34 protein-coding genes and 1 other annotated feature are annotated in these 26165 nt (G+C 39.0%); all 34 genes read right to left on the minus strand.

The window, feature by feature from the left end; all coding sequences use genetic code 11:
• Positions 1-16 precede the first annotated feature (16 nt).
• On the minus strand, positions 17-379 hold the full coding sequence (rplR, locus tag HP569_RS10720) for a 50S ribosomal protein L18 (RefSeq protein ID WP_182201174.1): 363 nt from the start codon (positions 377-379) through the stop codon (positions 17-19).
• A 51-nt stretch (positions 380-430) separates the two neighbouring features.
• Positions 431-967: a 50S ribosomal protein L6 gene (gene rplF, locus HP569_RS10725; RefSeq protein WP_182201175.1), complete on the minus strand. Its 537-nt coding sequence runs from the start codon at positions 965-967 to the stop codon at positions 431-433.
• A gap of 33 nt (positions 968-1000) precedes the next feature.
• The gene (gene rpsH, locus HP569_RS10730) at positions 1001-1399 is read right to left on the minus strand and encodes a 30S ribosomal protein S8 (RefSeq protein WP_182201176.1); all 399 of its coding nucleotides are present in this window, start codon (positions 1397-1399) and stop codon (positions 1001-1003) included.
• A 29-nt stretch (positions 1400-1428) separates the two neighbouring features.
• Positions 1429-1614 carry a 30S ribosomal protein S14 gene (gene rpsN / locus HP569_RS10735; protein WP_090776246.1) on the minus strand — a complete coding sequence of 62 codons (186 nt, stop codon included), beginning with the start codon at positions 1612-1614 and terminating at the stop codon, positions 1429-1431.
• A gap of 30 nt (positions 1615-1644) precedes the next feature.
• Positions 1645-2184, minus strand: a complete 540-nt coding sequence (gene rplE, locus HP569_RS10740) for a 50S ribosomal protein L5 (RefSeq protein ID WP_182201177.1) — start codon at positions 2182-2184, stop codon at positions 1645-1647.
• A gap of 27 nt (positions 2185-2211) precedes the next feature.
• The gene (rplX, locus tag HP569_RS10745; protein ID WP_182201178.1) at positions 2212-2523 is read right to left on the minus strand and encodes a 50S ribosomal protein L24; all 312 of its coding nucleotides are present in this window, start codon (positions 2521-2523) and stop codon (positions 2212-2214) included.
• Positions 2524-2644: 121 nt separating this feature from the next.
• Positions 2645-3013 carry a 50S ribosomal protein L14 gene (rplN, locus tag HP569_RS10750; RefSeq protein ID WP_182201179.1) on the minus strand — a complete coding sequence of 123 codons (369 nt, stop codon included), beginning with the start codon at positions 3011-3013 and terminating at the stop codon, positions 2645-2647.
• Between the two features lie 48 nt (positions 3014-3061).
• Positions 3062-3325: a 30S ribosomal protein S17 gene (gene rpsQ, locus HP569_RS10755; RefSeq protein ID WP_182201180.1), complete on the minus strand. Its 264-nt coding sequence runs from the start codon at positions 3323-3325 to the stop codon at positions 3062-3064.
• Between the two features lie 26 nt (positions 3326-3351).
• Positions 3352-3552, minus strand: coding sequence for a 50S ribosomal protein L29 (gene rpmC / locus HP569_RS10760; RefSeq protein WP_018934219.1), 201 nt, complete (start codon positions 3550-3552; stop codon positions 3352-3354).
• The gene (gene rplP, locus HP569_RS10765) at positions 3542-3976 is read right to left on the minus strand and encodes a 50S ribosomal protein L16 (protein WP_182201181.1); all 435 of its coding nucleotides are present in this window, start codon (positions 3974-3976) and stop codon (positions 3542-3544) included. Before rplP ends, rpmC begins: the two co-directional genes overlap by 11 nt.
• Positions 3977-3993: 17 nt before the next feature.
• Complete coding sequence (gene rpsC / locus HP569_RS10770) at positions 3994-4635, minus strand: 30S ribosomal protein S3 (RefSeq protein ID WP_182201182.1); 642 nt, start codon at positions 4633-4635, stop codon at positions 3994-3996.
• Positions 4636-4638: 3 nt separating this feature from the next.
• A complete protein-coding gene (gene rplV, locus HP569_RS10775) occupies positions 4639-4980 on the minus strand; it encodes a 50S ribosomal protein L22 (protein ID WP_182201183.1) in 342 nt (113 codons plus the stop codon).
• A 21-nt stretch (positions 4981-5001) separates the two neighbouring features.
• Positions 5002-5280, minus strand: a complete 279-nt coding sequence (rpsS, locus tag HP569_RS10780) for a 30S ribosomal protein S19 (protein WP_182201184.1) — start codon at positions 5278-5280, stop codon at positions 5002-5004.
• Between the two features lie 57 nt (positions 5281-5337).
• Positions 5338-6168, minus strand: a complete 831-nt coding sequence (rplB, locus tag HP569_RS10785; protein ID WP_182201185.1) for a 50S ribosomal protein L2 — start codon at positions 6166-6168, stop codon at positions 5338-5340.
• 31 nt (positions 6169-6199) lie between these two features.
• A complete protein-coding gene (gene rplW / locus HP569_RS10790) occupies positions 6200-6490 on the minus strand; it encodes a 50S ribosomal protein L23 (RefSeq protein ID WP_182201186.1) in 291 nt (96 codons plus the stop codon).
• Complete coding sequence (gene rplD, locus HP569_RS10795; RefSeq protein WP_182201187.1) at positions 6490-7113, minus strand: 50S ribosomal protein L4; 624 nt, start codon at positions 7111-7113, stop codon at positions 6490-6492. The genes rplW and rplD overlap by 1 nt, the downstream gene beginning before the upstream one ends.
• A gap of 25 nt (positions 7114-7138) precedes the next feature.
• Positions 7139-7768: a 50S ribosomal protein L3 gene (gene rplC / locus HP569_RS10800; RefSeq protein ID WP_182201188.1), complete on the minus strand. Its 630-nt coding sequence runs from the start codon at positions 7766-7768 to the stop codon at positions 7139-7141.
• A 27-nt stretch (positions 7769-7795) separates the two neighbouring features.
• Positions 7796-8104, minus strand: coding sequence for a 30S ribosomal protein S10 (gene rpsJ / locus HP569_RS10805; RefSeq protein WP_182201189.1), 309 nt, complete (start codon positions 8102-8104; stop codon positions 7796-7798).
• Between the two features lie 256 nt (positions 8105-8360).
• Positions 8361-9551, minus strand: a complete 1191-nt coding sequence (gene tuf, locus HP569_RS10810; protein WP_182201190.1) for an elongation factor Tu — start codon at positions 9549-9551, stop codon at positions 8361-8363.
• 127 nt (positions 9552-9678) lie between these two features.
• On the minus strand, positions 9679-11757 hold the full coding sequence (gene fusA / locus HP569_RS10815; protein ID WP_182201191.1) for an elongation factor G: 2079 nt from the start codon (positions 11755-11757) through the stop codon (positions 9679-9681).
• A gap of 116 nt (positions 11758-11873) precedes the next feature.
• Positions 11874-12344, minus strand: coding sequence for a 30S ribosomal protein S7 (gene rpsG / locus HP569_RS10820; protein WP_182201192.1), 471 nt, complete (start codon positions 12342-12344; stop codon positions 11874-11876).
• A 32-nt stretch (positions 12345-12376) separates the two neighbouring features.
• Positions 12377-12796: a 30S ribosomal protein S12 gene (rpsL, locus tag HP569_RS10825; RefSeq protein ID WP_182201193.1), complete on the minus strand. Its 420-nt coding sequence runs from the start codon at positions 12794-12796 to the stop codon at positions 12377-12379.
• Positions 12797-12903: 107 nt separating this feature from the next.
• The gene (locus HP569_RS10830; protein WP_182201194.1) at positions 12904-13155 is read right to left on the minus strand and encodes a 50S ribosomal protein L7ae-like protein; all 252 of its coding nucleotides are present in this window, start codon (positions 13153-13155) and stop codon (positions 12904-12906) included.
• A gap of 158 nt (positions 13156-13313) precedes the next feature.
• Entirely contained in the window at positions 13314-16925 is a 3612-nt protein-coding gene (rpoC, locus tag HP569_RS10835) for a DNA-directed RNA polymerase subunit beta' (RefSeq protein ID WP_182201195.1), read from the minus strand.
• A 118-nt stretch (positions 16926-17043) separates the two neighbouring features.
• The gene (gene rpoB, locus HP569_RS10840) at positions 17044-20589 is read right to left on the minus strand and encodes a DNA-directed RNA polymerase subunit beta (protein ID WP_182201196.1); all 3546 of its coding nucleotides are present in this window, start codon (positions 20587-20589) and stop codon (positions 17044-17046) included.
• Positions 20590-21021: 432 nt separating this feature from the next.
• Positions 21022-21621, minus strand: a complete 600-nt coding sequence (locus HP569_RS10845) for a class I SAM-dependent methyltransferase (RefSeq protein WP_182201197.1) — start codon at positions 21619-21621, stop codon at positions 21022-21024.
• A 70-nt stretch (positions 21622-21691) separates the two neighbouring features.
• Positions 21692-22057 (minus strand): 50S ribosomal protein L7/L12, encoded by a 366-nt coding sequence (gene rplL, locus HP569_RS10850; protein WP_182201198.1) that lies wholly within the window; start codon positions 22055-22057, stop codon positions 21692-21694.
• A 64-nt stretch (positions 22058-22121) separates the two neighbouring features.
• Positions 22122-22622 carry a 50S ribosomal protein L10 gene (gene rplJ / locus HP569_RS10855; RefSeq protein ID WP_182201199.1) on the minus strand — a complete coding sequence of 167 codons (501 nt, stop codon included), beginning with the start codon at positions 22620-22622 and terminating at the stop codon, positions 22122-22124.
• Between the two features lie 46 nt (positions 22623-22668).
• Positions 22669-22821, minus strand: a sequence feature (ribosomal protein L10 leader region).
• A gap of 59 nt (positions 22822-22880) precedes the next feature.
• Entirely contained in the window at positions 22881-23573 is a 693-nt protein-coding gene (gene rplA / locus HP569_RS10860; RefSeq protein ID WP_182201200.1) for a 50S ribosomal protein L1, read from the minus strand.
• 190 nt (positions 23574-23763) lie between these two features.
• Positions 23764-24189, minus strand: a complete 426-nt coding sequence (rplK, locus tag HP569_RS10865) for a 50S ribosomal protein L11 (RefSeq protein ID WP_182201201.1) — start codon at positions 24187-24189, stop codon at positions 23764-23766.
• Between the two features lie 174 nt (positions 24190-24363).
• Positions 24364-24897 (minus strand): transcription termination/antitermination protein NusG, encoded by a 534-nt coding sequence (gene nusG / locus HP569_RS10870; protein WP_182201202.1) that lies wholly within the window; start codon positions 24895-24897, stop codon positions 24364-24366.
• A 126-nt stretch (positions 24898-25023) separates the two neighbouring features.
• Entirely contained in the window at positions 25024-25203 is a 180-nt protein-coding gene (gene secE / locus HP569_RS10875; RefSeq protein ID WP_182201203.1) for a preprotein translocase subunit SecE, read from the minus strand.
• A 42-nt stretch (positions 25204-25245) separates the two neighbouring features.
• Positions 25246-25401, minus strand: coding sequence for a 50S ribosomal protein L33 (gene rpmG, locus HP569_RS10880; protein ID WP_425501865.1), 156 nt, complete (start codon positions 25399-25401; stop codon positions 25246-25248).
• Between the two features lie 90 nt (positions 25402-25491).
• Entirely contained in the window at positions 25492-26103 is a 612-nt protein-coding gene (gene sigH, locus HP569_RS10885) for an RNA polymerase sporulation sigma factor SigH (protein ID WP_182201218.1), read from the minus strand.
• Positions 26104-26165: the final 62 nt, after the last annotated feature.

Raw genomic sequence — 26165 nt, forward strand, 5'->3', positions numbered from 1 at the left:
GTCCCTCCTTTTACAATTAAAATTCAAGACCTGCCTCACGGGCAGCATCTGCTAAAGCTTTTACACGTCCGTGATATAGGTATCCTCCACGGTCAAATACCACGTTTTTGTGGCCTTTTTCTGTTGCACGAGTAGCGACAAGTTCTCCAACTTTTTTCGCTGCTTCAATGTTTCCAGTTGTATCTAAACTGAAATCTTTATCTACAGTTGATGCACTTACTAGTGTTACACCAGCAACATCATCAATTAATTGAGCATAAATGTGTTTGTTAGAACGGTATACGTTTAAACGAGGACGCTCAGCCGTTCCAAAAAGTGTTCTACGCACACGACGATGTCTCTTTTTACGTACGACATTTTTGTCTGGTTTTGTGATCATCTAGGTCACTCCTTTCTGTTACCTAACTAACCTGTTTTCGGTTAACTAACCTTACTTAGCTGTTTTACCTTCTTTACGACGTACATATTCATTTTCGTAACGAATACCTTTACCTTTGTATGGTTCAGGTGGACGAATAGCACGAATGTTTGCAGAGATTGCTCCAACTAATTCTTTGTCAATACCTTTTACAACAACACGTGTGTTTGAAGGTACTTCGATTTCAATACCGTCTTCCTCATCGATTTCAACCGGATGAGAATACCCAGCGTTAACAACAAGTTTCTTACCTTGCTTTTGCGCACGGTAACCTACACCTTGAATTTCAAGAGCTTTCTCAAAACCTTTGTGTACTCCCTCAACCATGTTGTTAATAAGGCTACGTGTTGTTCCATGTAACGCACGGTGTTCCTTATGATCACTTGGTCTTGCAACTGTTACTGTGTTGTCTTCTATATTAATCTTCATATCTTCATGAAATTGACGAGTTAACTCACCTTTAGGCCCTTTTACAGTTATTTTGTTGTTATCATTTTTGATTTCAACGCCTGCAGGGATTTCAATAATCTTTAAACCTATACGAGACATTTATTGTGCACCTCCTATCTTGTTAACTATTTATTACCAAACGTATGCTAGCACTTCGCCGCCAATAGCTTGCTCACGTGCTTCTTTATCTGATAGTACACCTTTTGAAGTAGAAATGATCGCAATTCCTAAACCGTTTAATACTTTAGGAATTTCATCTGATTTAGCATAAACACGTAGTCCTGGCTTACTTATACGTTTCAGCCCAGAAATTACACGCTCTTCATTTGTACCATATTTTAAGAAAATACGAAGTACACCTTGTTTATTATCTGCAATGTATTCATAATCACGAACAAAGCCCTCACGCTTAAGGATATCTGCAACTTCAGCCTTTAGCTTTGATGCAGGAAGTTCTAGCTTCTCATGGCGAACCATGTTTGCGTTACGAATACGCGTTAACATATCTGCAATTGGATCTGTCATAACCATTAAATATTACCTCCTTCCCTGATCGGGGTTTACCAGCTTGCTTTTTTGACACCAGGAATTTGACCTTTATAGGCAAGTTCACGGAAACAAATACGGCAAAGTTTAAATTTACGAATTACAGAGTGTGGACGTCCACAACGCTCACAACGTGTATATTCTTGCACCTTATACTTCGGTGTGCGTTTTTGTTTCGCAATCATTGATTTTTTAGCCACTATTTTCCCTCCTTGTATTAGCTTTATAGCTTATTTTTGGAAAGGCATGCCAAGTTGAGATAATAATTCACGTGCTTCTTCATCACTGTTAGCAGTTGTAACAATAACAATATCCATACCGCGAACTTTATTTACTTGGTCATAATTTATTTCTGGGAAAATCAATTGTTCTTTCACACCTAGTGTGTAGTTTCCTCTTCCATCAAAAGCTTTCTTTGAAATACCACGGAAATCACGAACACGTGGAAGTGATACATCAACAAGCTTTTGCAAGAATTCATACATACGCTCACCACGAAGGGTTACTTTTGCCCCAATAGGCATCCCCTCACGTAAACGAAAGCCTGCAATTGATTTTTTCGCTTTAGTTATTAAAGGTTGTTGACCTGAGATTAATGCTAATTCTTCAACCGCACTATCTAATGCTTTTGAATTTTGCACTGCATCTCCAACACCCATGTTAATTACGATTTTTTCAACTTTTGGTACTTGCATTACTGAATCATAATTGAATTTCTCAACTAATGATGAAGCAATGTCATTTTGATATCTATTCTTTAGTTCATTCATCGAGTAGCCCTCCTTTCACAGCACAAGTTATTTATCTAACGCTTCACCGGATTTTTTAGCGATACGGACTTTTTTACCATCACGGTCTTCATATCCTACACGAGTTGGTTCGCCAGACTTCGGATCAATCGGCAATACATTAGAAACATGAATTGATGCTTCTTGTTCTATAATTCCGCCTTGCGGATTGTCTTGAGAAGGTTTTGCGTGTTTTTTAACCATGTTCACACCTTCTACAAGCACTCGATCTTTTTTAGGGTAAGCAACTAAAATTGTGCCTTGTTTCCCTTTATCTTTACCAGAGATTACTTGTACTTTATCACCTTTTTTTACATGCATGCTAAACGCACCTCCTTACAAGGCTAATCATTACGATCTTGTTAACATTAAAACTAGTAAGGTTGATTTATTATTTCTCTGAGTAATAACAGATCATACCGCTACTGTTTTAAATGTTTTATTATAGTACCTCTGGAGCCAGAGATACAATTTTCATAAATTTCGCATCACGTAATTCACGTGCTACTGGACCAAAGATACGAGTACCTCTTGGGCTTTTATCTTCACGTATAATTACTGCTGCGTTTTCGTCGAAGCGGATATATGAACCGTCTTTACGACGCGCACCGCTTTTCGTACGTACGATAACAGCTCTTACCACTTCACCTTTTTTGACAACGCCACCAGGTGTTGCTTGTTTCACCGAACACACAATTACATCACCAATATTAGCAGTTTTACGTCCAGATCCACCTAGTACTTTAATAGCTTGTACTTCACGTGCACCAGAGTTATCTGCAACTTTCAAACGAGTCTCTTGCTGAATCATACTGTCGTTACCTCCCTTCGGAATCAATCCGAGTGAACTTTACTTAAATTAAATAATTACTGCCTCTTCCACTACTTCAACAAGACGGAAACGCTTTGTTGCTGATAGCGGGCGAGTTTCCATGATTGAAACAATATCACCGATCTTAGCTTGGTTATTTTCATCATGCGTTTTGAATTTCTTTGAATATTTAACACGTTTTCCATAAAGCTTATGGAACTTATAAGTTTCTACTAGTACAGTAATCGTTTTGTCCATCTTATCTGAAACAACACGACCTGTGTAAACTTTACGATCATTACGCTCAGTCATTTGAGGTTAACCTCCTCTCGGTTTAACTAGTTATTTACACTAAGCTCTCTTTCACGTACAACAGTTTTCATGCGTGCAATGGATTTACGAACTTCACGAAGACGTGCAGTGTTTTCCAATTGACCAGTCGCTAACTGAAAACGCAAGTTAAAAAGCTCTTCTTTTAAAGACTTAATTTTTTGTTCAATTTCGGCAGTGGTTAGTTCTCTGATTTCATTAGCCTTCATTGATTTCACCACCAATTTCTTCACGTTTTACAAACTTAGTTTTAATAGGTAGTTTGTGAGAAGCAAGGCGAAGTGCTTCGCGCGCTACTTCTTCAGATACTCCTGCAATTTCAAACATGATTTTTCCAGGCTTTACAACTGCTACCCAACCTTCGGGTGCACCTTTACCAGAACCCATACGAACTTCTAGAGGCTTTGCAGTGTAAGGTTTGTCTGGGAAAATTTTAATCCAAACTTTACCGCCACGTTTCATATAACGAGTCATAGCAATACGAGCTGACTCGATTTGACGGCTTGTAATCCAAGAAGCTTCAACAGCTTGTAATCCATATTCACCAAAAGCAACAGACGTACCGCCTTTTGCTTTACCTCTCATTTTACCACGATGTTGCTTACGATGTTTTACACGTTTAGGCATTAACATAATGCGTGCCCCCTTCCTTACTTATTGTTTTTAGTTGGAAGGACTTCTCCACGATAGATCCACACTTTAACACCAAGCTTACCGTATGTTGTATCTGCCTCAGCAGTACCATAATCGATATCAGCACGTAAAGTATGAAGTGGTACAGTCCCTTCGCTATAGCTTTCTGCACGAGCAATATCCGCTCCGCCTAGACGACCAGATACTTGTGTGCGAATACCTTTCGCTCCTGCTCGCATAGCACGTTGAATAACTTGTTTTTGCGCACGACGGAAAGAGATACGATTCTCCAATTGACGTGCAATATTTTCAGCTACTAATTTCGCATCAATATCAGCTTTTTTAATTTCGATAATGTTGATATGAACTTTCTTACCAGTTAGAGCGTTCAGTGATTTACGTAGTGCTTCAACTTCTGAACCGCCTTTACCAATAACCATTCCAGGCTTTGCAGTAGAAATAGAGATGTTCACGCGATTTGCTGCACGTTCAATTTCAATCTTAGAAACAGCAGCGTCTTTTAGGCGTTGTTCAACATATTCACGAATTTTAATATCTTCATGTAATAAGTCTGCATAATCTTTGCCAGCGTACCACTTTGATTCCCAATCGCGGATGACACCGACACGAAGTCCTATCGGATTAACTTTTTGACCCACAGATTATCCCTCCTTCTTTTCTGATACAACCACTGTAATGTGGCTTGTTCTTTTGTTAATTTGACTAGCACGACCTTGTGCGCGTGGGCGGAAACGTTTCAACGTCACGCCTTCGTTCACGTAAGCTTCAGATATATATAAATCATCTGGGTTCATTTCATAGTTATGTTCTGCATTTGCGATTGCAGAGTTTAAAACTTTTTCAACAACTGGTGATGCACCACGTTGTGTATGTTTTAAAATTGCAATTGCTTCTCCAACGTTTTTTCCTCGAATTAAATCAATTACCAAACGAACTTTACGAGGAGCAATTCGAACAGTTTTTGCAACAGCTTTTGCTTGCATCAAGAGTGCCTCCTCTCATAATTAGCGTTTTGTTTTCTTGTCATCGCCTGCGTGCCCTCTAAATGAGCGTGTTGGCGCGAATTCACCCAATTTATGTCCAACCATATCTTCTGTAATATAAACAGGTACGTGTTTACGTCCATCATATACAGCGATTGTTTGGCCTACGAAATTAGGGAAGATAGTAGAACGACGAGACCAAGTTTTTACAACTTGCTTCTTGTCACTTTCGTTCATTTTTTCAACTTTCTTCATCAAATGGTCATCTACGAAAGGTCCCTTTTTTAAACTACGACCCATGCATAAACCTCCCTTCGTGATTGTTGGACGAACATAATCGTTCGTCTTACAACCCCGTTATTTTTTACGTTTACGTACAATAAATTTATCTGATGGTTTATTACGTTGACGTGTCTTGTATCCAAGAGTTGGTTTACCCCATGGAGACATTGGTGATTTACGACCAATTGGTGCACGTCCTTCACCACCACCGTGAGGGTGATCGTTAGGGTTCATTACAGAACCACGTACAGTTGGGCGAATACCTTTCCAACGAGAACGTCCAGCTTTACCTACAGTGATTAATTCGTGTTCAACGTTACCTACTTGACCGATTGTTGCACGGCAAGTTCCTAACACTAAACGAACCTCACCTGATGTCAAACGAACTAGCACATATTTATCTTCACGTCCAAGGATTTGAGCCTGTGAACCTGCAGAACGAGCAAGTTGTCCTCCACGACCTGGTTTTAGTTCAACATTATGAATGATTGTACCTACAGGAATATTTACAAGTGGTAATGCATTACCTAATTTAATATCTGCATTTTCACCTGATAAGATTTCTTGACCTACTTCAATTCCTTTTGGAGCTAAGATATAACGCTTCTCACCATCTGCATAGTGAATTAACGCAATGTTAGCCGAACGGTTTGGATCATATTCAATTGTAGCAACGCGTCCTGGTATTCCATCTTTGTCACGTTTAAAATCAATGACACGATATTGACGCTTATGTCCACCGCCTTGATGACGAACAGTCAATTTCCCTTGGTTGTTACGTCCTCCACGTTTGTGAATTGGAGCAAGCAAAGTTTTTTCTGGTTGTGTAGTTGTGATTTCAGCAAAATCAGATCCTGACATACCACGTCTACCATTTGAAGTTGGTTTATACTTCTTAATCGCCATCTTGTTTCCCTCCTTCTTTTATAAAGTTATATTATACACTTTCAAAAAATTCTAGTTCTTTACTGTCTTCAGAAAGTTGAACGACAGCTTTTTTGCGGTCCGGACGAAATCCTCCGTGTCGACCCATACGCTTAAATTTACCTTTAAGGTTTAAAGTGTTCACTTTAACCACTTTGACTCCAAAGATTAATTCAACAGCATGTTTAATCTCTGTTTTGTTTGCTCTCGGATCTACCTCAAATGTATATTTCTTATCAACCATTAGGTCTGCAGAGTGTTCCGTAATAATCGGGCGCTTAATAATATCACGTGTGTCTTTCATTATGAAAGCACCTCCCCTGCTTTTTCAGCTGCTTCTTTTGTAATAATCAGCTTGTCATGCGTAAGCAAGTCAATAACGTTAACTTCACTTACTGGTAATACTTTTGCGTTTGGTAAGTTGTTTGCAGAACGAGCTATTACTTCATCTCTTTCCGCAGTAACGATCAACGCTTTTGTATCTACATGAAGTGCATCAAATAATTTAACCACTTCTTTAGTTTTTGGCGCATCAAACGCTAATGTTTCTAATGCAATAATATTGTCTTCTTTCACCTTACTAGAAAGTGCAGAAAGAAGAGCTAAACGACGTACTTTTTTAGGTAACTTATAGCTATAGCTACGTGGTGTCGGTCCAAATACTACTCCACCGCCAACCCATTGTGGTGAACGAATAGAACCTTGACGTGCACGGCCTGTACCTTTCTGACGCCATGGTTTACGTCCTCCACCGCGTACTGCTGAACGATTTTTAACAGCGTGTGTACCTTGACGACGAGAAGCTTGTTGCATAAGAACAGCATCATGTAATACATGTTCATTTGGTTCAATACCAAATACCACGTCGTTCAATTCTACATCACCTACTTGTGAACCGCTTTGGTTATATAGTGCTACTTTAGGCATGACATATCCTCCCTTCAATAAATAATTAGTTAGCCTTTATTGCACCCGTAATTTTTACGAATGATTTTTTCGCTCCAGGAACATTTCCTTTAATTAATAGAAGATTACGTTCCGCATCGACTTTAACTACTTCTAGATTTTGAATAGTGATTTGCTCTCCACCCATTTGTCCAGGTAGTTTTTTGCCTTTAAATACATGCATTGGATCTATAACACCCATTGCACCCGGGCCTCTATGATAGTGAGAACCGTGACTCATTGGACCACGTGATTGGTTGTGGCGTTTGATAGAACCTTGGAACCCTTTACCTTTAGAAGTTCCTGTTACATCAATAATATCTCCAGCTTGGAAAACCTCTACGCTAATTTCTTGACCAACTTCATAGTTATCAAGGTTAACGTTACGGAATTCACGAATGAAGCGCTTAGGGTTCGTGCTCGCTTTTGCAGCATGCCCTTTGGCTGGTTTGTTAGAACGAGATTCTTTCTTATCAGCGAAACCTAGTTGAATAGCTTCATAGCCATCGTTATCTTCAGTTCTTTTTTGTAGAACTACGTTTGGTTCTGCTTGAATTACTGTTACCGGCGTTAACTCTCCGTTTTCAGAGAAAAGTTGTGTCATGCCGATTTTGCGACCTAAGATTCCTTTCGTCATCCGTTACACCTCCTAAAATGTTATCTATTATAGTTTGATTTCAATATCTACACCTGATGGTAAGTCTAAACGCATTAAAGCATCAACTGTTTGTGGTGTAGGACTAACAATATCAATCAGACGTTTATGTGTGCGCATTTCAAATTGCTCACGTGAATCTTTGTACTTGTGAACCGCACGTAGAACTGTATACACTGATTTCTCAGTAGGTAATGGGATTGGACCCGATACACCTGCACCAGAACGTTTTGCAGTATCCACAATTTTTTCAGCAGACTGATCAAGAATACGGTGATCGTATGCTTTCAAACGAATTCTAATTTTTTCTTTTGCCATTACTTTCCCTCCTTTTTCGCCCATTTTTTAATAGACATTCTCCGCGAAAATTCCTTCGCACCCCGCCATGGCAAAGGGGCCGGGTGTGCCAACAACCTTCCGCATCATCGCCTTTTATGACCAACATCGTTCATTATATAATAAAAGTATGTTAAATTGCAAGGTTTTATCGTATTTATTTTATTTTTTTATGTTTAACAAATATTCATAAAAAAGAACAGATAGCTAGGCCATCTGTTCTTTCTATATAAATATATTATTTTTGGATAGTCGCTACAACACCAGCGCCTACTGTACGTCCACCTTCACGGATAGAGAACTTAGTTCCATCTTCAATCGCGATTGGAGAAATAAGTTCAACAGTCATTTCAACGTTATCTCCAGGCATAACCATTTCTACGCCTTCAGGAAGTTGAATGATACCAGTTACATCCGTAGTACGGAAGTAGAACTGTGGGCGGTAGTTGTTGAAGAATGGAGTGTGACGTCCACCTTCTTCTTTGGATAGTACATAAACTTCTGCTTTGAAGTTTGTGTGTGGAGTAATTGAACCTGGCTTAGCAAGTACTTGTCCACGGTTAATATCTTCACGAGAAACCCCACGAAGAAGTGCACCAATGTTATCTCCAGCTTCAGCATAGTCAAGAAGCTTACGGAACATTTCAACACCAGTAACAGTAGTTTTTGATGGTTCTTCAGCTAAACCGATGATTTCAATTTCGTCTCCTACTTTAACTACTCCACGCTCAACACGTCCAGTAGCAACAGTACCACGACCAGTGATTGAGAATACATCCTCAACTGGCATCATGAAATCTTTTTCAGTATCACGGTCAGGACGAGGAATATATTCGTCAACAGCATCCATTAATTCATAGATTGCATTAACATAGTTTTCTTCGCCTTCAAGTGCTTTAAGAGCAGAACCTTTAATTACTGGTACGTCGTCTCCAGGGAAATCGTACTCAGAAAGAAGATCACGAACTTCCATTTCTACAAGTTCAAGTAATTCTTCGTCGTCTACCATATCACATTTGTTCAAGAATACAACAATTGCAGGTACACCAACTTGACGAGAAAGCAAGATGTGCTCACGAGTTTGTGGCATTGGGCCATCAGCAGCAGATACTACTAGGATAGCTCCATCCATTTGTGCAGCACCTGTAATCATGTTTTTAACGTAGTCTGCGTGTCCTGGGCAGTCAACGTGTGCATAGTGACGGTTCTCAGTTTCATACTCAACGTGTGCAGTTGAAATAGTGATTCCACGCTCACGCTCTTCCGGAGCACCATCGATTTGATCATATGCCATTGCAGTACCTGAACCAGAACGATTGTGAAGTACTGTTGAAATAGCAGCAGTTAGTGTAGTTTTACCATGGTCAACGTGTCCAATAGTACCAATATTAACGTGGTCTTTGGAGCGGTCAAATTTTTCTTTACCCATTTATAGTTCCTCCTTTAATTTTAAAAAAATGTGTTTATATGACATGTATGTTCGCTCAGAAACAAAATTAGCATTCTATTTCTAAGCTCACATTACAAGTTATACGTTAGAATGAGAAAAAAATCAATTATTCTCCAGTATTTTTCTTAACAATTTCTTCTGAAATACTCTTTGGTACTTCTTCATAGTGATCAAAATGCATTGTATATACACCACGACCTTGCGTATTTGAACGCAATGCAGTTGCATAACCAAACATTTCTGCAAGTGGAACAAATGCTTTAACAACTTGAGCAGATCCTCTTGCTTCCATACCTTCTACACGACCACGACGAGAAGTAACGTCACCCATAATGTCACCCATGTACTCTTCTGGAATAACAACTTCCACTTTCATCATCGGTTCTAATAGGGCTGGATTACATTTGTTTTTCGCAGCTTTCAATGCCATTGAAGCCGCAACTTTAAATGCAGTTTCGTTTGAATCGACATCGTGATAGCTTCCGTCAAACAATGTTGCTTTAACATCAATCAATGGATAACCTGCAACAACACCGTTTTCCATTGCTTCTTTAATCCCTGCTTCAACAGGAGCAATGTATTCACGCGGTACAGCACCACCGACAATTTTGTTAACAAATTCAAAACCAGCGCCTTCTTCGTTAGGTTCAAATTTAACCCAAACGTGACCGTATTGTCCACGACCACCAGACTGACGCACAAATTTACCTTCAACTTCCGCTTCAGCACGGAATGTTTCACGGTAAGATACTTGTGGAGCACCTACGTTTGCTTCTACTTTGAATTCACGTCTCAAACGGTCAACAATGATGTCTAGGTGAAGTTCACCCATACCAGAGATGATTGTTTGTCCAGTTTCAACATTAGTTTCAGTTTTGAACGTAGGATCTTCTTCAGCAAGTTTTCCTAAAGCAATTGACATTTTATCTTGGTCTGCTTTAGATTTTGGTTCGATCGCTACTGAAATTACCGGCTCTGGGAACTCCATTGATTCAAGAATAACTAGGTTCTTCTCATCACATAGTGTATCCCCTGTAGATGTATCTTTCAAACCTACAGCACCTGCAATATCACCGGAATAAACGGTAGAGATTTCTTCTCTTGAATTTGCGTGCATCTGCAAGATACGCCCTACACGTTCACGCTTATCTTTTGTAGAGTTCTTAACATAAGAACCAGCGTCTAATTTACCAGAATATACACGGAAGAAAGTTAATTTACCAACAAACGGGTCAGTTGCTACTTTAAACGCTAGAGCCGCGAAAGGTTCATCATCTCCAGGTTTACGAGTAACTTCTTCATTTGTTTGTGGTACATGACCTTCAATCGGAGGTACATCTGTTGGTGCTGGTAAATAATCAATAACACCATCAATTAGTAACTGTACACCTTTGTTTTTGAAAGCTGATCCACAGAATACAGGATAGAATTCAACGCTTAAAGTCGCTTTACGTACAGCAGCTTTTAATTCGTCTTTAGAAATCTCTTCACCTTCAAGATATTTCATCATTAATTCTTCATCTGTTTCAGCAACAGCCTCAATTAGGTTTGTACGGTATTCTTCAGCTTGCTCTTTGTATTCTTCAGGAATTTCACGCGCTTCATCACGAGTTCCTAAATCATCCATATAGTAGTGTGCTTCCATTTCAATTAGATCGATAATTCCATCGAAATTATCTTCTGCACCGATTGGAAGTTGTACTGGATGTGCATTTGCACCCAGACGATCTTTAAGTGTTCCTACAGAATATAGGAAATCAGCACCTGTTTTATCCATTTTGTTAACAAAAACAACTCTTGGCACACCGTAAGTAGTAGCTTGACGCCAAACAGTTTCTGTTTGTGGCTCTACCCCTGATTGTGCATCAAGTACAGCTACCGAACCATCAAGTACGCGCAGGGAACGTTCAACCTCAACTGTGAAGTCCACGTGTCCTGGAGTATCAATAATGTTAATACGATGACCTTTCCATTGAGCAGTTGTTGCAGCAGATGTGATTGTAATACCACGCTCTTGCTCCTGCTCCATCCAGTCCATTTGGGAAGCACCTTCGTGTGTTTCACCAATCTTATGGATACGTCCTGTGTAGAAAAGAATACGCTCGGTACAAGTTGTTTTACCCGCATCGATATGGGCCATAATCCCAATATTACGTGTCTTTTCCAAGGAGAATTCTCTAGGCATATTTCTTTCTCCTTCCTGATTGTGAGTTCTATTTTAATTTGTCATTTTTTGCATGTTATTATGCATAGACTTAAAACAAAAACTACGCTGATTAAGCGATCATCTTTATTTTTAAATTACCAACGGTAGTGAGCAAATGCTTTGTTTGCTTCTGCCATTTTGTGCATATCTTCGCGTTTTTTAACAGACGCACCTGTGTTGTTAGAAGCATCTAAAATTTCATTTGCAAGACGTTCTTCCATTGTTTTTTCACCGCGCAAGCGAGAATAATTAACAATATATCGAAGTCCTAGTGCTTGACGACGTTCTGGACGAACCTCAACAGGTACTTGGTAGTTTGAACCACCAACACGACGAGCACGAACTTCAAGAACTGGCATTACATTTTTCATAGCTTGGTCAAAGACATCAATAGATGGTTGACCACTACGCTCTTGAACAAGTTCAAATGCTTTATAAAGAATTTTTTGTGCTTTACCTCTCTTACCATCAACCATAATTTGGTTAATTAAGCGAGTAACAAGCTTTGAGTTATATAACGGATCTGGTAAGACATCACGTTTTGTTACTGGACCTTTACGTGGCATTGTCTAACCTCCTTTCTTATACTACTATTTTTTTATTTTTTAGCTTTTGGCTTTTTAGTTCCATATTTAGAACGACCTTGTGCACGACCTTCTACTCCTGCTGTATCTAACGCTCCACGTACAATGTGATAACGTACACCAGGTAAGTCTTTTACACGTCCTCCACGGATAAGTACAACACTGTGTTCTTGAAGGTTGTGACCAATTCCAGGAATATATGCAGTTACTTCAATTCCGTTAGTTAAACGAACACGAGCATATTTACGCAATGCAGAGTTCGGTTTCTTTGGAGTTAGTGTACCTACACGTGTACATACACCACGTTTTTGTGGTGAAGATTGGTCTGTTAAAGATTTTTTAAAGCTATTATACCCTTTATTTAAAGCTGGTGAGTCTGACTTTTTGCCTTTACTCACACGGCCTTTACGCACTAATTGGTTAATAGTTGGCATGAATTTTCCTCCTCTCTTCTATCAGTTGTAATCCCACACATCCAGGTGGTTCATTTATAAGCAAAAAACAAAGTCTTCACAAATGGACTGATCCACTTATCAAAACTTTATTGCTTTATTGCTACAGTCGCCGTACCCACATCAATACCACATGCTTTACCAAGTTTCTTTTTGGAGTCTACTTGAATACAGGGTATGTTCATTTCCTTTGCGAGTTGCGACACCTTGTTTGTTATCTGCTGATCTGCATCAACAGCTATAACAACTTCAGTCACTTCTCCATCTCGGATGGCTTTCAGTGTTTGTTTCGTGCCTATAATTAACTGTTCTTTTACCTGAGCTACTTTTTCATAAGACATTTACATATCCTCCAAAGCAACAAGGATAACAGAAGCACCTTGAATATAGTACCACTCTAGAAACTTGATGTCAATAAAATATTCAATAATTTATTGTTTGTTTCTTATATACAGGCGCTTCTTTTTTACCTTGTTATCTCTTCAACAGACTAGAATGATTAAGGTGTAACTTCTTCCTCAATTTCTTCTGTGATTTGGTCCATCGGCTCTTCTGTTTCTGCTTTTATTTTGCGATACTTTTGCATTCCTGTACCAGCAGGAACCAGCTTACCAATGATAACATTTTCTTTAAGTCCTAATAGTTCATCTCTCTTACCTTTAATTGCTGCATCAGTCAAGACACGAGTTGTTTCTTGGAAAGATGCTGCAGATAAGAATGAATCTGTTTCAAGTGATGCTTTTGTAATACCAAGTAGAACTGGTCTTCCTACCGCAGGCTGACTTCCTTCTGAAAGCACCTTCTTGTTTGCATCTCTGAATTGGTGAATTTCTAGCAATGAACCAGGCAACACATCAGTATCACCAGCATCACCGATACGAACTTTACGAAGCATTTGTCTTACCATTACTTCGACGTGCTTATCACCAATCTCAACACCTTGCATACGGTATACTTTTTGCACTTCTTTAAGCAAGTAGGATTGAACGCCGTCTACACCTTGAATTTTCAATAATTCTTTCGGATCAATAGAACCTTCAGTTAGCGCTTGACCAGCATCAACTTTATCACCAATGCTTATCTTTATACGAGCGCCATACGGTGTAGTATAAGAGCGTTTTTCTACCGCTCCTTGTACAACAATTTCTTTCTTGTCTTTCACTTCGGTAATATCCTCAACAACGCCTGAAATCTCAGAGATAACAGCTTGCCCTTTTGGATTTCTCGCTTCAAATATCTCTTGAATACGAGGTAAACCTTGTGTAATATCACTTCCGGCAACCCCACCCGTGTGGAATGTACGCATCGTTAACTGTGTACCAGGCTCACCAATGGATTGAGCAGCGATAATTCCTACTGCTTCTCCTACTTCAACCTCATCGCCTGTTGCTAAGTTACGGCCATAACACTTTTTACAAGCGCCGTGTTTTGTATTACATGTAAATACTGTTCGTATAATCACTTCTTCGATGCCAGCTTCAACTATTTGTTTTGCTATATCTTCTGTGATCACTTCATTTTTATCTATTAACAGAGCTTTCGTCTCCGGATGACGCACAGTTTGGAATGCTGTCCGACCAATTAGTCGGTCAACTAATGGTTCAATTAACTCAGTACCTTCTGTGATCGCGCTAACCGTTAGACCTTTATCTGTTCCACAATCTTCCTCACGAATAATTACATCTTGTGCTACATCAACTAGACGACGAGTTAAGTAACCTGAGTCTGCTGTCTTAAGCGCTGTATCAGCTAAACCTTTACGCGCACCGTGGGTAGAGATAAAGTATTCTAATACTGTTAACCCTTCACGGAAGCTAGACTTAATTGGTAATTCAATAATTCTACCTGCCGGGTTAGCCATCAAACCACGCATACCAGCTAACTGGGTGAAGTTAGATGCGTTACCACGAGCTCCGGAATCACTCATCATGAAGATAGGGTTTCTTGGATCAAGAGTCTTCATCAACTTCTCTTGAATAACATCTTTAGCTTGGGACCAAATTGAAATAACACGGTCATAACGTTCTTCATCAGTAATCAAACCACGACGGAAGTTTTTAAGAACTTTATCTACTTTAGCTTGAGCTTCTTCAAGAATTTCTTCTTTTTCAGCCAACACAACAATATCAGCCACACCAACAGTTATTCCTGCTTTAGTAGAATATTTAAAACCAAGATCCTTCATACGGTCAAGCATTTTAGATGTTTCACTGATTTTAAACTTCTTAAAGACTTCTGCGATAATGTTTCCTAGAATACCTTTTTTGAATGGAAGAATAATCTCACGCTCAGAGATGAATTCCTTCACATTCACACCTTTTTCAATAAAGTATTTCTCAGGTGTTTGAACTTCCAGGTTTTCTTGTGTTGGTTCATTCATATAAGGGAATGACTCTGGTAACATATCATTAAAAATTAATTTACCTACTGTTGTAACTAATAATTGATTTTTTTGTTCATCTGTTAAACTCTCTTTATTTAGTGATGATGCTTGAACAGCAACACGAGTGTGCAGGTGAACATAACCGTTTTGATATGCTACTAACGCCTCGGATAGATCTTTAAAGACCATCCCTTCACCTATAGCACCTTTACGTTCCATTGTTAAGTAGTAGTTTCCTAATACCATATCCTGAGACGGTGTAACTACTGGCTTTCCATCTTTCGGATTCAAGATGTTCTGCGCTGCTAGCATAAGAATTCTAGCTTCTGCTTGCGCTTCTGCAGACAATGGTACGTGAACCGCCATTTGGTCACCATCGAAGTCAGCGTTATAAGCTGTACAAACAAGTGGGTGCAAGCGGATTGCACGCCCTTCTACTAATGTAGGCTCAAACGCTTGGATTCCTAAACGGTGTAGTGTTGGTGCACGGTTTAAGAGTACTGGGTGCTCCTTAATTACGTCCTCTAATACATCCCAAACTTCTGGGTGTAATCTTTCAATTTTTCTTTTAGCAGACTTAATGTTATGCGCTAAGCCTCTTTCAACCAACTCTTTCATAATGAAAGGTTTAAATAATTCCACAGCCATTTCTTTTGGCAGGCCACATTGATACATCTTCAAGTTAGGACCAACGATAATTACAGAACGACCTGAGTAATCCACACGTTTACCTAACAAGTTTTGACGGAAACGTCCCTGCTTACCTTTCAACATGTGTGAAAGAGATTTAAGCGGACGGTTACCTGGTCCAGTCACTGGACGGCCACGACGACCATTATCAATCAATGCATCAACAGCTTCTTGAAGCATACGCTTTTCGTTTTGAACGATAATACTTGGCGCACCAAGGTCTAATAGTCGCTTCAAACGGTTGTTACGATTAATAACACGACGATATAGATCATTTAAATCGGACGTTGCAAAACGTCCACCATCTAATTGAACCATAGGTCTTAGCTCAGGAGGAATAATCGGTAACACGTCTAAAATCATCCATGCAGGGTGGTTCCCTGAATTACGAAATGCTTCCAATACTTCTAAGCGTTTAATCGCTCTTGTTCTACGTTGACCTTGTGCAGTTTTTAATTCTTCGCGTAAAATTTCTACTTCCTTCTCTAGGTCGACATCTTCTAAAATTCGTTTAATTGCCTCTGCACCCATGTCGGCTTGAAAACCTTTGCCGTATTTTTCACGGTATGCACGATATTCTTTCTCTGATAAAAGCTGTTTCTTCTCAAGAGCTGTCTCACCTGGCTCTATTACGATATAAGCAGCGAAATAAATGACTTCTTCTAGCGCTCTAGGAGACATATCTAACACTAAGCCCATTCGACTTGGGATCCCTTTAAAATACCATATGTGCGAAACTGGAGCGGCTAATTCTATGTGACCCATACGCTCACGACGTACTTTTGATTTTGTTACCTCTACACCACAACGGTCACAGACAACACCTTTGTAACGTACACGTTTGTATTTACCGCAATGACATTCCCAATCTTTTTGCGGACCGAAAATTCTTTCGCAAAACAAACCGTCTTTTTCCGGCTTAAGTGTTCGATAATTAATGGTTTCCGGTTTTTTAACCTCTCCATATGACCAAGAACGAATTTTGTCTGGTGATGCTAGCCCAATTTTCATATATTCAAAATTATTTACATCTAGCAAGGGGCCTACCTCCCTTTTAGTATGTGTTCCAATAGCAACCAAATGAAAGATGTTAACATCTTTCATTTGGCAACTGATTTTTAAATGATTCACTTAAAATAAAGCAATAATACTTTATTTATCTTTCTTCTAATTCTAAATTAAATTGATCAGCAGATTGATTTTCTTCTTCCTCTATATCGCGCAATTCAATTTCTTCTTCATCAGCTGATAACATTTTCACGTCCATACCAAGACTTTGTAATTCCTTGATCAATACTTTGAACGACTCTGGAATACCTGGTTCAGGGACGCTTTCGCCTTTAACAATCGCTTCATACGTCTTCACACGACCTACTACATCATCCGACTTAACCGTTAAAATTTCTTGTAAAGTATAAGCAGCACCATAAGCTTCCAGTGCCCAAACTTCCATTTCACCAAAACGCTGTCCACCAAATTGCGCTTTACCACCTAATGGTTGCTGCGTTACAAGTGAGTACGGTCCAGTAGAACGCGCGTGTAGTTTATCATCAACCATGTGCGCAAGCTTAATCATATACATGACACCTACAGATACACGGTTATCAAACGGTTCACCTGTTCTACCATCATAAAGAACTGTTTTAGCATCTCTAGCCATTCCAGCTTCTTCGATTGTTTCCCAAACATCTTCCTCACTAGCACCATCAAATACTGGTGAAGCCACATGAATGCCTAGCTGTCTAGCAGCCATACCTAAATGCAACTCTAGTACTTGACCGATGTTCATACGTGAAGGAACCCCTAGCGGATTCAACATAATGTCAATCGGAGTACCGTCTGGTAAAAATGGCATATCTTCTTCAGGAAGTATTTTTGAGATAACACCTTTGTTTCCGTGTCTACCAGCCATCTTATCTCCTTCGTGGATTTTACGTTTTTGAACGATATAAACACGAACAAGCTGATTTACACCCGGTGGTAATTCATCGCCGTCTTCACGGTTAAAGATCTTCACGTCATGAACTATTCCACCTGCACCATGCGGAACACGTAAGGATGTATCACGAACTTCACGAGCTTTTTCACCAAAAATAGCATGTAACAATCGCTCTTCAGCAGAAAGTTCTGTTACCCCTTTAGGTGTTACTTTACCTACTAATAAATCGCCATCTTCGACTTCAGCACCGACACGGATAATTCCACGCTCATCAAGATCGCGTAATGCATCTTCACCAACGTTAGGAATATCACGCGTGATTTCCTCTGGTCCTAATTTTGTATCACGTGCTTCTGATTCATATTCCTCAATATGAATTGATGTATACACATCGTCTTTTACTAGACGCTCACTCATAATAATCGCATCTTCATAGTTATAGCCTTCCCATGTCATAAAGCCAACTAGCACATTCTGACCTAATGCTAGTTCACCGTCTTCCATGGATGGACCATCTGCTAATATTTCACCTTTTGTCACACGATCTCCAACACGAACAATCGGACGTTGGTTATAGCATGAACCTTGGTTAGAACGAATGAATTTTTGTAAACGATAACGATCCAAATCACCTTGTACTTCTTTTCCATCTATTTCAGAAATACGTCGAACATGGACTTCTTTCGCTTCCACACGTTCTACGATTCCTTCATAACGATTAATTACAGCAGCTCCCGAATCCTTACCTGATACGTACTCCATTCCAGTTCCTACAATCGGAGAACGAGGTTGCATTAACGGTACAGCTTGACGTTGCATGTTAGCACCCATCAACGCACGGTTTGAGTCATCATTTTCTAAGAAAGGAATACAAGCCGTCGCAGCAGATACTACTTGCTTAGGGGAAACATCCATGTAATCAATACGGTCACGACTTACAATTGTATTCTCACCACGGAAACGGGCAATTACTTCTTCATCTCCAAAAGAGCCTTCATCAGTCAAACGAGCATTGGCCTGTGCAACTACAAAGTTATCTTCTTCATCCGCAGTCAGATAATCATACTGGTCAGTTACCTTTCCTGTGTTTGGATCAACACGACGGTAAGGTGTTTCAATAAAACCAAACTTATTAACTTTAGCGTAAGATGATAGAGAGTTAATCAAACCAATGTTAGGTCCTTCTGGTGTTTCAATCGGACACATACGACCATAGTGGGAATAGTGAACGTCACGCACTTCAAAACCTGCTCTTTCACGCGTCAAACCACCTGGTCCTAATGCAGACAAACGGCGTTTATGCGTTAGCTCTGCTAACGGGTTTGTTTGGTCCATAAACTGTGACAATTGTGAACTCCCGAAAAACTCTTTAATAGAAGCAATCACAGGTCTGATATTAATTAATTGTTGAGGTGTAATCGCAGACGTGTCTTGAATAGACATACGTTCACGAACTACACGTTCCATTCTAGACAAACCAATACGGAATTGGTTTTGTAACAATTCACCAACCGAACGAAGTCGACGATTTCCTAAGTGATCGATGTCATCGGTATCTCCAACTTGATGTAAAATGTTAAAGAAGTAACTAATAGCCGCTAAAATGTCAGCCGGCGCAATATTTTTAACAGAATCATCAACCGCACCGTTACCGATTACGTTTAATGTTCTTTCCCCTTCCGGATCGGTAGGGTCAACAATCTTGATTGACTGAATTTTTATGTCACCCTCAAGAACGCCTTCATTTGGCTGTAAGTAACTCTCACCAAAACTACCTTCTTCAGCGTCTAAATAAGGGAGGATTTTATTCAATAAACGACGGTCTATTTTTGCACCTTTTTCACCAATCACTTCGCCAGTTTCTTGGTCGACCAACGTCTCTGCCAACGTTTGATTAAACAAACGGTTTTTAATGTGTAATTTCTTATTTATTTTATAGCGACCAACATTCGCTAAATCATATCTTTTCGGATCAAAAAAGCGAGACACTAACAAGCTTTTTGCGTTTTCTACAGTTGGTGGTTCACCAGGACGTAAACGTTCATAGATTTCTAGTAACGCTTTTTCACTTGTTTCAGTGTTATCTTTTTCTAATGTGTTTTTCAAATATTCATTATCACCAATTAAATCGATGATGTCTTGATCGTTTCCGAAGCCTAAAGCACGTAACAACACAGTGATAGGCATTTTTCTTGTTCGATCAATACGAACATGCACAACATCTTTTGCATCTGTTTCAAATTCTAACCAAGCTCCACGATTAGGAATCACTGTAGCTGTATATCCACGCTTACCATTTTTGTCAATCTTACCACTGTAGTAAACACTTGGTGAACGAACTAACTGAGACACAATTACTCGCTCTGCTCCGTTAATAATAAATGTTCCCGTATCTGTCATTAATGGGAAATCACCCATAAATACTTCTTGTTCTTTCACTTCGCCAGTTTCATTGTTCAACAAACGAACTTTAACACGAAGCGGAGCATTATACGTAACATCTCTTTCTTTCGATTCATCCACTGGATACTTTGGATCTCCTAAGCTATAATCTACGAACTCTAGCGATAGGTTCCCCGCAAAATCTTCAATTGGAGAAATATCTTTAAACATTTCTCGTAAGCCTTCCTGTAAGAACCATTCATAGGAAGCGGTTTGAATCTCAATTAGATTCGGTAATTCTAATACTTCACTAATACGCGCGTAGCTCCTGCGCTGGCGGTGCCGTCCATACTGAACTAGTTGACCTGTCAACTGCTTCACCCCTCAAATCAAGAATTAAAAACATAGAAAGCTTAATGCATAAAATTTATTACATTAAGCTTGTATACCTTATCCTGTTACAAAATACATTCTCTGCTATTGACTTATACAGCGGAAAAGGTATAATTTAATCAGAATAAAAATTGTTCGGCACATATACCGAACAAACTTGCGAATGCATAAGCAACTCACAAGTTATAATAAACCATCTGCTCTTTTTCAGCATAAATGGTAGTACATATTAATTAATTTTCTTCTAAGCACATTGTTGCTTCATCTCTCATTCAAGTCCGCATTTTACCATTCTATCCTTAAGCTACATTAATATACCTTTTAAAAATAAGGTAAAAATCACTTGACAAGCAAACGGGCCTATTGGCATTTTTTAATATTACCACAAATGAAACTTCGAGTCAAGTTTTTTAGGTTTGTTTATTTTATTGCTTTTATGATAAAATAACCTTTATTTTTCTCTATAATTTCTACACTCCTGAAATACTCATTCAACTTTTTAATTGCAGAAGGAGCGCCTTGCTTCTTTTGAATTACAATCCACAGTTCACCACGGTCACTCAACATATCATAACTATCTTCAAACATACGGTGTACTGTCTGTTTTCCAGCGCGAATTGGTGGATTGATCAATATCGCAGCATAATCCCTTTTTGGAATAGCCTCTAATCGGTCGCCAAGATAAAAAGAAACGTTTTTGACATCATTTTTATCCGCGTTTTGCTTCGCTAACTCAACCGCTCTCTCGTTGATGTCACTAAGTATAATATGTCTGTCGGGGAATGCTTTAGCAATAGACAAACCGATAGGCCCATAACCACAACCCAAATCAATTATATCTCCTAATAAATCAGGTTGCTGAAAAGCATCGATTAAAACTCTAGAACCAAAGTCTACTTCATTTTTTGAGAAAACACCGACATCACTCACGAACTGAAAGGTTTGGTCACGAAGATTATATGACCACGTTTTGGGGTTGCTTTTAGATTGAGGTTTATTTGCAAAGTATTGCTCCGACATATTAGCACCTACTTTTGATGATATAACATAAAGCTCGCCTACTAGTAGACGAGCTTTATGATTAATTACTTTACTTCAATTCTACTGAAGCGCCAACTTCTTCAAGTTTAGCTTTCATTTCTTCTGCTTCTTCTTTAGCAACGCCTTCTTTGATTGCTTTTGGAGCGTTGTCTACAAGATCTTTCGCATCTTTAAGTCCAAGACCTGTGATTTCACGAACTGCTTTAACAACTTTGATTTTAGAAGCTCCAGCACTTTCTAGAACTACATCAAATTCAGTTTTCTCTTCAGCAGCTTCGCCACCAGCAGCGCCACCAGCTACTGCTACAGGTGCAGCAGCAGTTACACCAAATTCTTCTTCAATTGCTTTTACTAAATCATTTAATTCAAGAACAGACATTTCTTTAATCGCTTCGATAATTTGCTCTTTAGACATTATATTTTCCTCCTAATATAAACTATTATTTTTTGTAATATTTCCAATCTAACTTACGATGCAATTAAGCACCTTGCTCTTCTTTTTGTTCTGCAATAGCTTTTGTCGCATAAGCGAAGTTGCGAACTGGAGCTTGTAATACGCTGAGTAGCATAGAAAGTAATCCTTCGTAGTTCGGTAGCTCTGCAAGCTCTTTAATTTGATCAAGCGTTGCAACACTTCCCTCAATCACACCAGCTTTGATTTCTAACGCTTCATGCTTTTTAGCAAACTCATTCAGAATTTTCGCAGGTGCGATTACATCGTCATTACTAAACGCGATAGCAGTAGGTCCTACAAGTGATTCGTCTAAATCAGTAAGCTCAACTTCTTCTGTAGCGCGACGAGTCATTGTGTTTTTGTACACTTTGAAGTCTACACCCGCATCACGTAGTTGACTACGAAGCTCTGTAACTTCAGCAACATCTAGACCGCGGTAATCTACAAGTATTGTTGTTTTACTATCGCGGAACTTATTTGCAATTTCAGATACAACTTGTTTTTTGTGTTCAATAATGGTTGACATTGTTCCACCTCCTATTGACTAATCATTATACCGAAACACCAGGCCCACCCACATCTAAAAAACCTTCACGCCTAGTAGACGTGAAGGTTTGAATGAATAGACATAGATTGCCAGGCAACATTATCTTTATTCGAAAACCTCGGTAGGAATATTTAAGCCGTTCGGCACCTACTGTCTACGGTACAACGTAATTAATTTATTTTTCAACATTGTTCATTATAGCCAATGGCTATTACGAAGTCAATAGCTAATTACTTATTATGAGAATGTTGATGGGTCAACTTTTACACCAGGGCCCATCGTAGATGTTACGGAAGCATTCTTCATATAGATACCTTTTGAAGCTTGTGGCTTTGCTTTGATAAGTGTATCAGCTAGTGCTTGGAAGTTTTCTACTAATTGGTCTAACTCAAAAGAAGCTTTTCCAATTGGTACGTGAATGTTAGATTGACGATCCACACGATATTCCACTTTACCAGCTTTGATTTCTTTCACTGCTTTTTCTACTTCAAATGTAACAGTACCTGTTTTAGGGTTTGGCATTAAACCTTTTGGTCCAAGTACACGACCCAATTTACCAACTTCAGCCATCATGTCTGGAGTTGCTACAATCACATCAAAGTCAAACCAACCTTGATTGATTTTGTTAATTAGATCTTGCTCTCCTACGTAATCAGCTCCAGCAGCTTCTGCTTCTTTCGCTTTATCACCTTTAGCAAAAACTAAAACGGTTTGTGTTTTTCCTGTACCATGAGGCAATACCATTGCTCCACGAATTTGTTGATCTGCTTTCTTAGGATCTACCCCTAAACGAAACGCAGCTTCAACTGTTTCATCAAAGTTCGCTTTAGCTGTTTGCTTCACTAAATCTAAAGCTTCTTTAACATCATATGCTTTTGTGCGATCAACAAGCTTCAAAACTTCTTGTTGCTTTTTTGATTTTTTAGCCATTATTATTTCCTCCTCGAATGTGGTTTTAGCGGTTATACCTCCCACTTTTAAAAGCGGCTGCCGTTTACCTTAAAAGGTGAACAGACAATAGACCTGCATCCGGCTGATGTTTAGCATCTTACAAAAAGGCTGCGAAATGGCTATGATTTGCACCACCGCAACCTTTACATCATCCGTCTACGATACGGGATTAGTCTTCAATAACAATACCCATACTGCGCGCAGTACCTTCGACCATACGCATAGCAGCTTCTACGTCAGCAGCATTTAAATCAGGCATTTTTGTTTCCGCAATTTCTTTTACTTTGTCACGCTTTAATGTCGCAACTTTATTACGGTTTGGTTCGCCTGATGCACTTTCAATACCTGCTGCTTTCTTAAGCAACACCGCAGCTGGCGGAGTCTTTGTAATAAATGTAAAGGAACGGTCTTCAAAAACCGAAATTTCTACCGGTATAATCATACCTGCTTGCTCTTGCGTACGGGCATTAAATTCCTTACAGAATCCCATGATGTTAACACCTGCTTGACCTAGAGCCGGCCCAACTGGTGGTGCTGGATTTGCTTTCCCCGCTGGGATTTGAAGTTTAACTACTTTAATTACTTTTTTAGCCACGAGACACACCTCCTTAAGTCCGTGATGTGGTAATAGGGCAATACCCTCCCACTCATTTCGTATACAAAATTAAAACTTTACACTATAAGTATAAAGAACATTAAAATTCTAGCACGAGACAACAAAAATTGCAAGTGTATGTTGTCAACTATTTCTCAAAGCTATCAAATCGAATTATAATTTAGTGATTTGTGTGAAATCTAGTTCAACCGGTGTTTCGCGTCCAAACATATTCACATGGACCTTTACCTTTTGTCTATCCGGGTCGATTTGTTCTATAGCACCTGTGAAATCTTTAAATGGCCCATCAATTACACGAACACTTTCTTTCACTTCAAAATCTACTTCCGTTACTGTTTCATTCATTCCCATACGCTTCAATATCGTCTCTACTTCTTCTGGTAATAGCGGTGTCGGCTTTGTCCCTGATCCTGCTGAACCAACAAAACCCGTTACTCCCGGCGTATTACGAACGACATACCAAGAGTCATCTGTCATAACCATTTCAGCTAGCACATATCCTGGGAACACTTTCTTCATAGCTGTTTTTCTTTTTCCGTTCTTTATTTCAGTTTCTTCATCTTCTGGTACAAGCACGCGAAAAATCTTGTCTTCCATCCCCATTGACTCTAATCTTTTTTCTAAATTTGTTTTCACCTTGTTTTCGTAACCAGAATACGTATGGACGACAAACCATTGTTTTTCCATATAACAGGACAACCTCGTGTCCCTTCCCTCCCTTTTATTTTTTTCCAATTTAAAAAACCCGCTAATACGGGTTTTTCTCTTAAGAAACGTTTTATTTATTATCATTATAGCATATAAAGCTGAGATCTATTCAAAAAATAAATTTAGAACTTGCGTAATCCCTAAATCAACTATTGCAAAAAACACGGCAACAAATGCTACTGTTGCTACAACAGTTACTGTGTAACGAAATAGCTCTTGCCCACCAGGCCATGATACTTTTTTCATTTCTCTAGAGACATTTTTAAAAAATGCAACAAGATTCATAGGTGGTAACCCCCAAACTTATACCAATTTTAAAAAAGTTAATTACTTTGTTTCACGATGCAATGTATGCTTATTGCACTTTTTACAGAATTTATTTACTTCTAACCGTTCACTATTCGATGTATTTTTATTTGAATGATAATTTCTATTAAGACACATACTACATGCTAATACTATTTTCTTTTGCAATCGTCCCACCCCTTGTATCAGTTAAGGGTTTCACACTCTTAATAATTTATCATGGTTCTTAAGGCCTGTCAACGCTTTACTTGGTAATGCACAATTGATTTAAAGCTCTATTTCATTAAAATTTAAACATCGTTCTAACTTTCTTTTCACACGTTGTAGAGCATTGTCAATTGATTTAACGTGTCGCTTCAAATCATCAGAAATCTCTTGATATGTTCGCCCGTCTAAATACAAAGCAAGCACTTCTCGTTCTAATTCACTTAACACCTCATCCAACTTTCCTTCTAAAATACCAAACCTTTCTTGATTAACAAGAAGTTCTTGAGGGTCATCGGTAACAGCAGCATTCACTAATACGTCTAACAAAGTCCGCTCTGATTCTTCATCATAGACAGGTTTATCTAAAGATACGTATGAATTTAATGGCATATGCTTTTGTCTAGTAGCCGTTTTTATTGCAGTGATAATTTGTCGAGTAATACACAACTCTGCAAATACTTTAAAAGAAGAAAGCTTGTCCTGTTTAAAGTCACGTATTGCTTTGTATAAACCAATCATCCCTTCTTGTACGATATCGTCGTGATCTGCTCCAATTAAGAAATACGTTCTTGCTTTTGCATGAACAAATCCACGATACTTATTAATGAGAACATCCAATGCATGACTGTTCTCACGATGAGCAAGTTCGATAAGCTCATCGTCATTTAACATTTCTAGTTCTACTACTTGATTTGTTGTATACGCATAAGTGACACTCAACCTAGTCTCCCCCT

It is taken from the genome of Paraliobacillus salinarum (genome assembly GCF_014083865.1).
Taxonomy (GTDB): domain Bacteria; phylum Bacillota; class Bacilli; order Bacillales; family Amphibacillaceae; genus Paraliobacillus; species Paraliobacillus salinarum.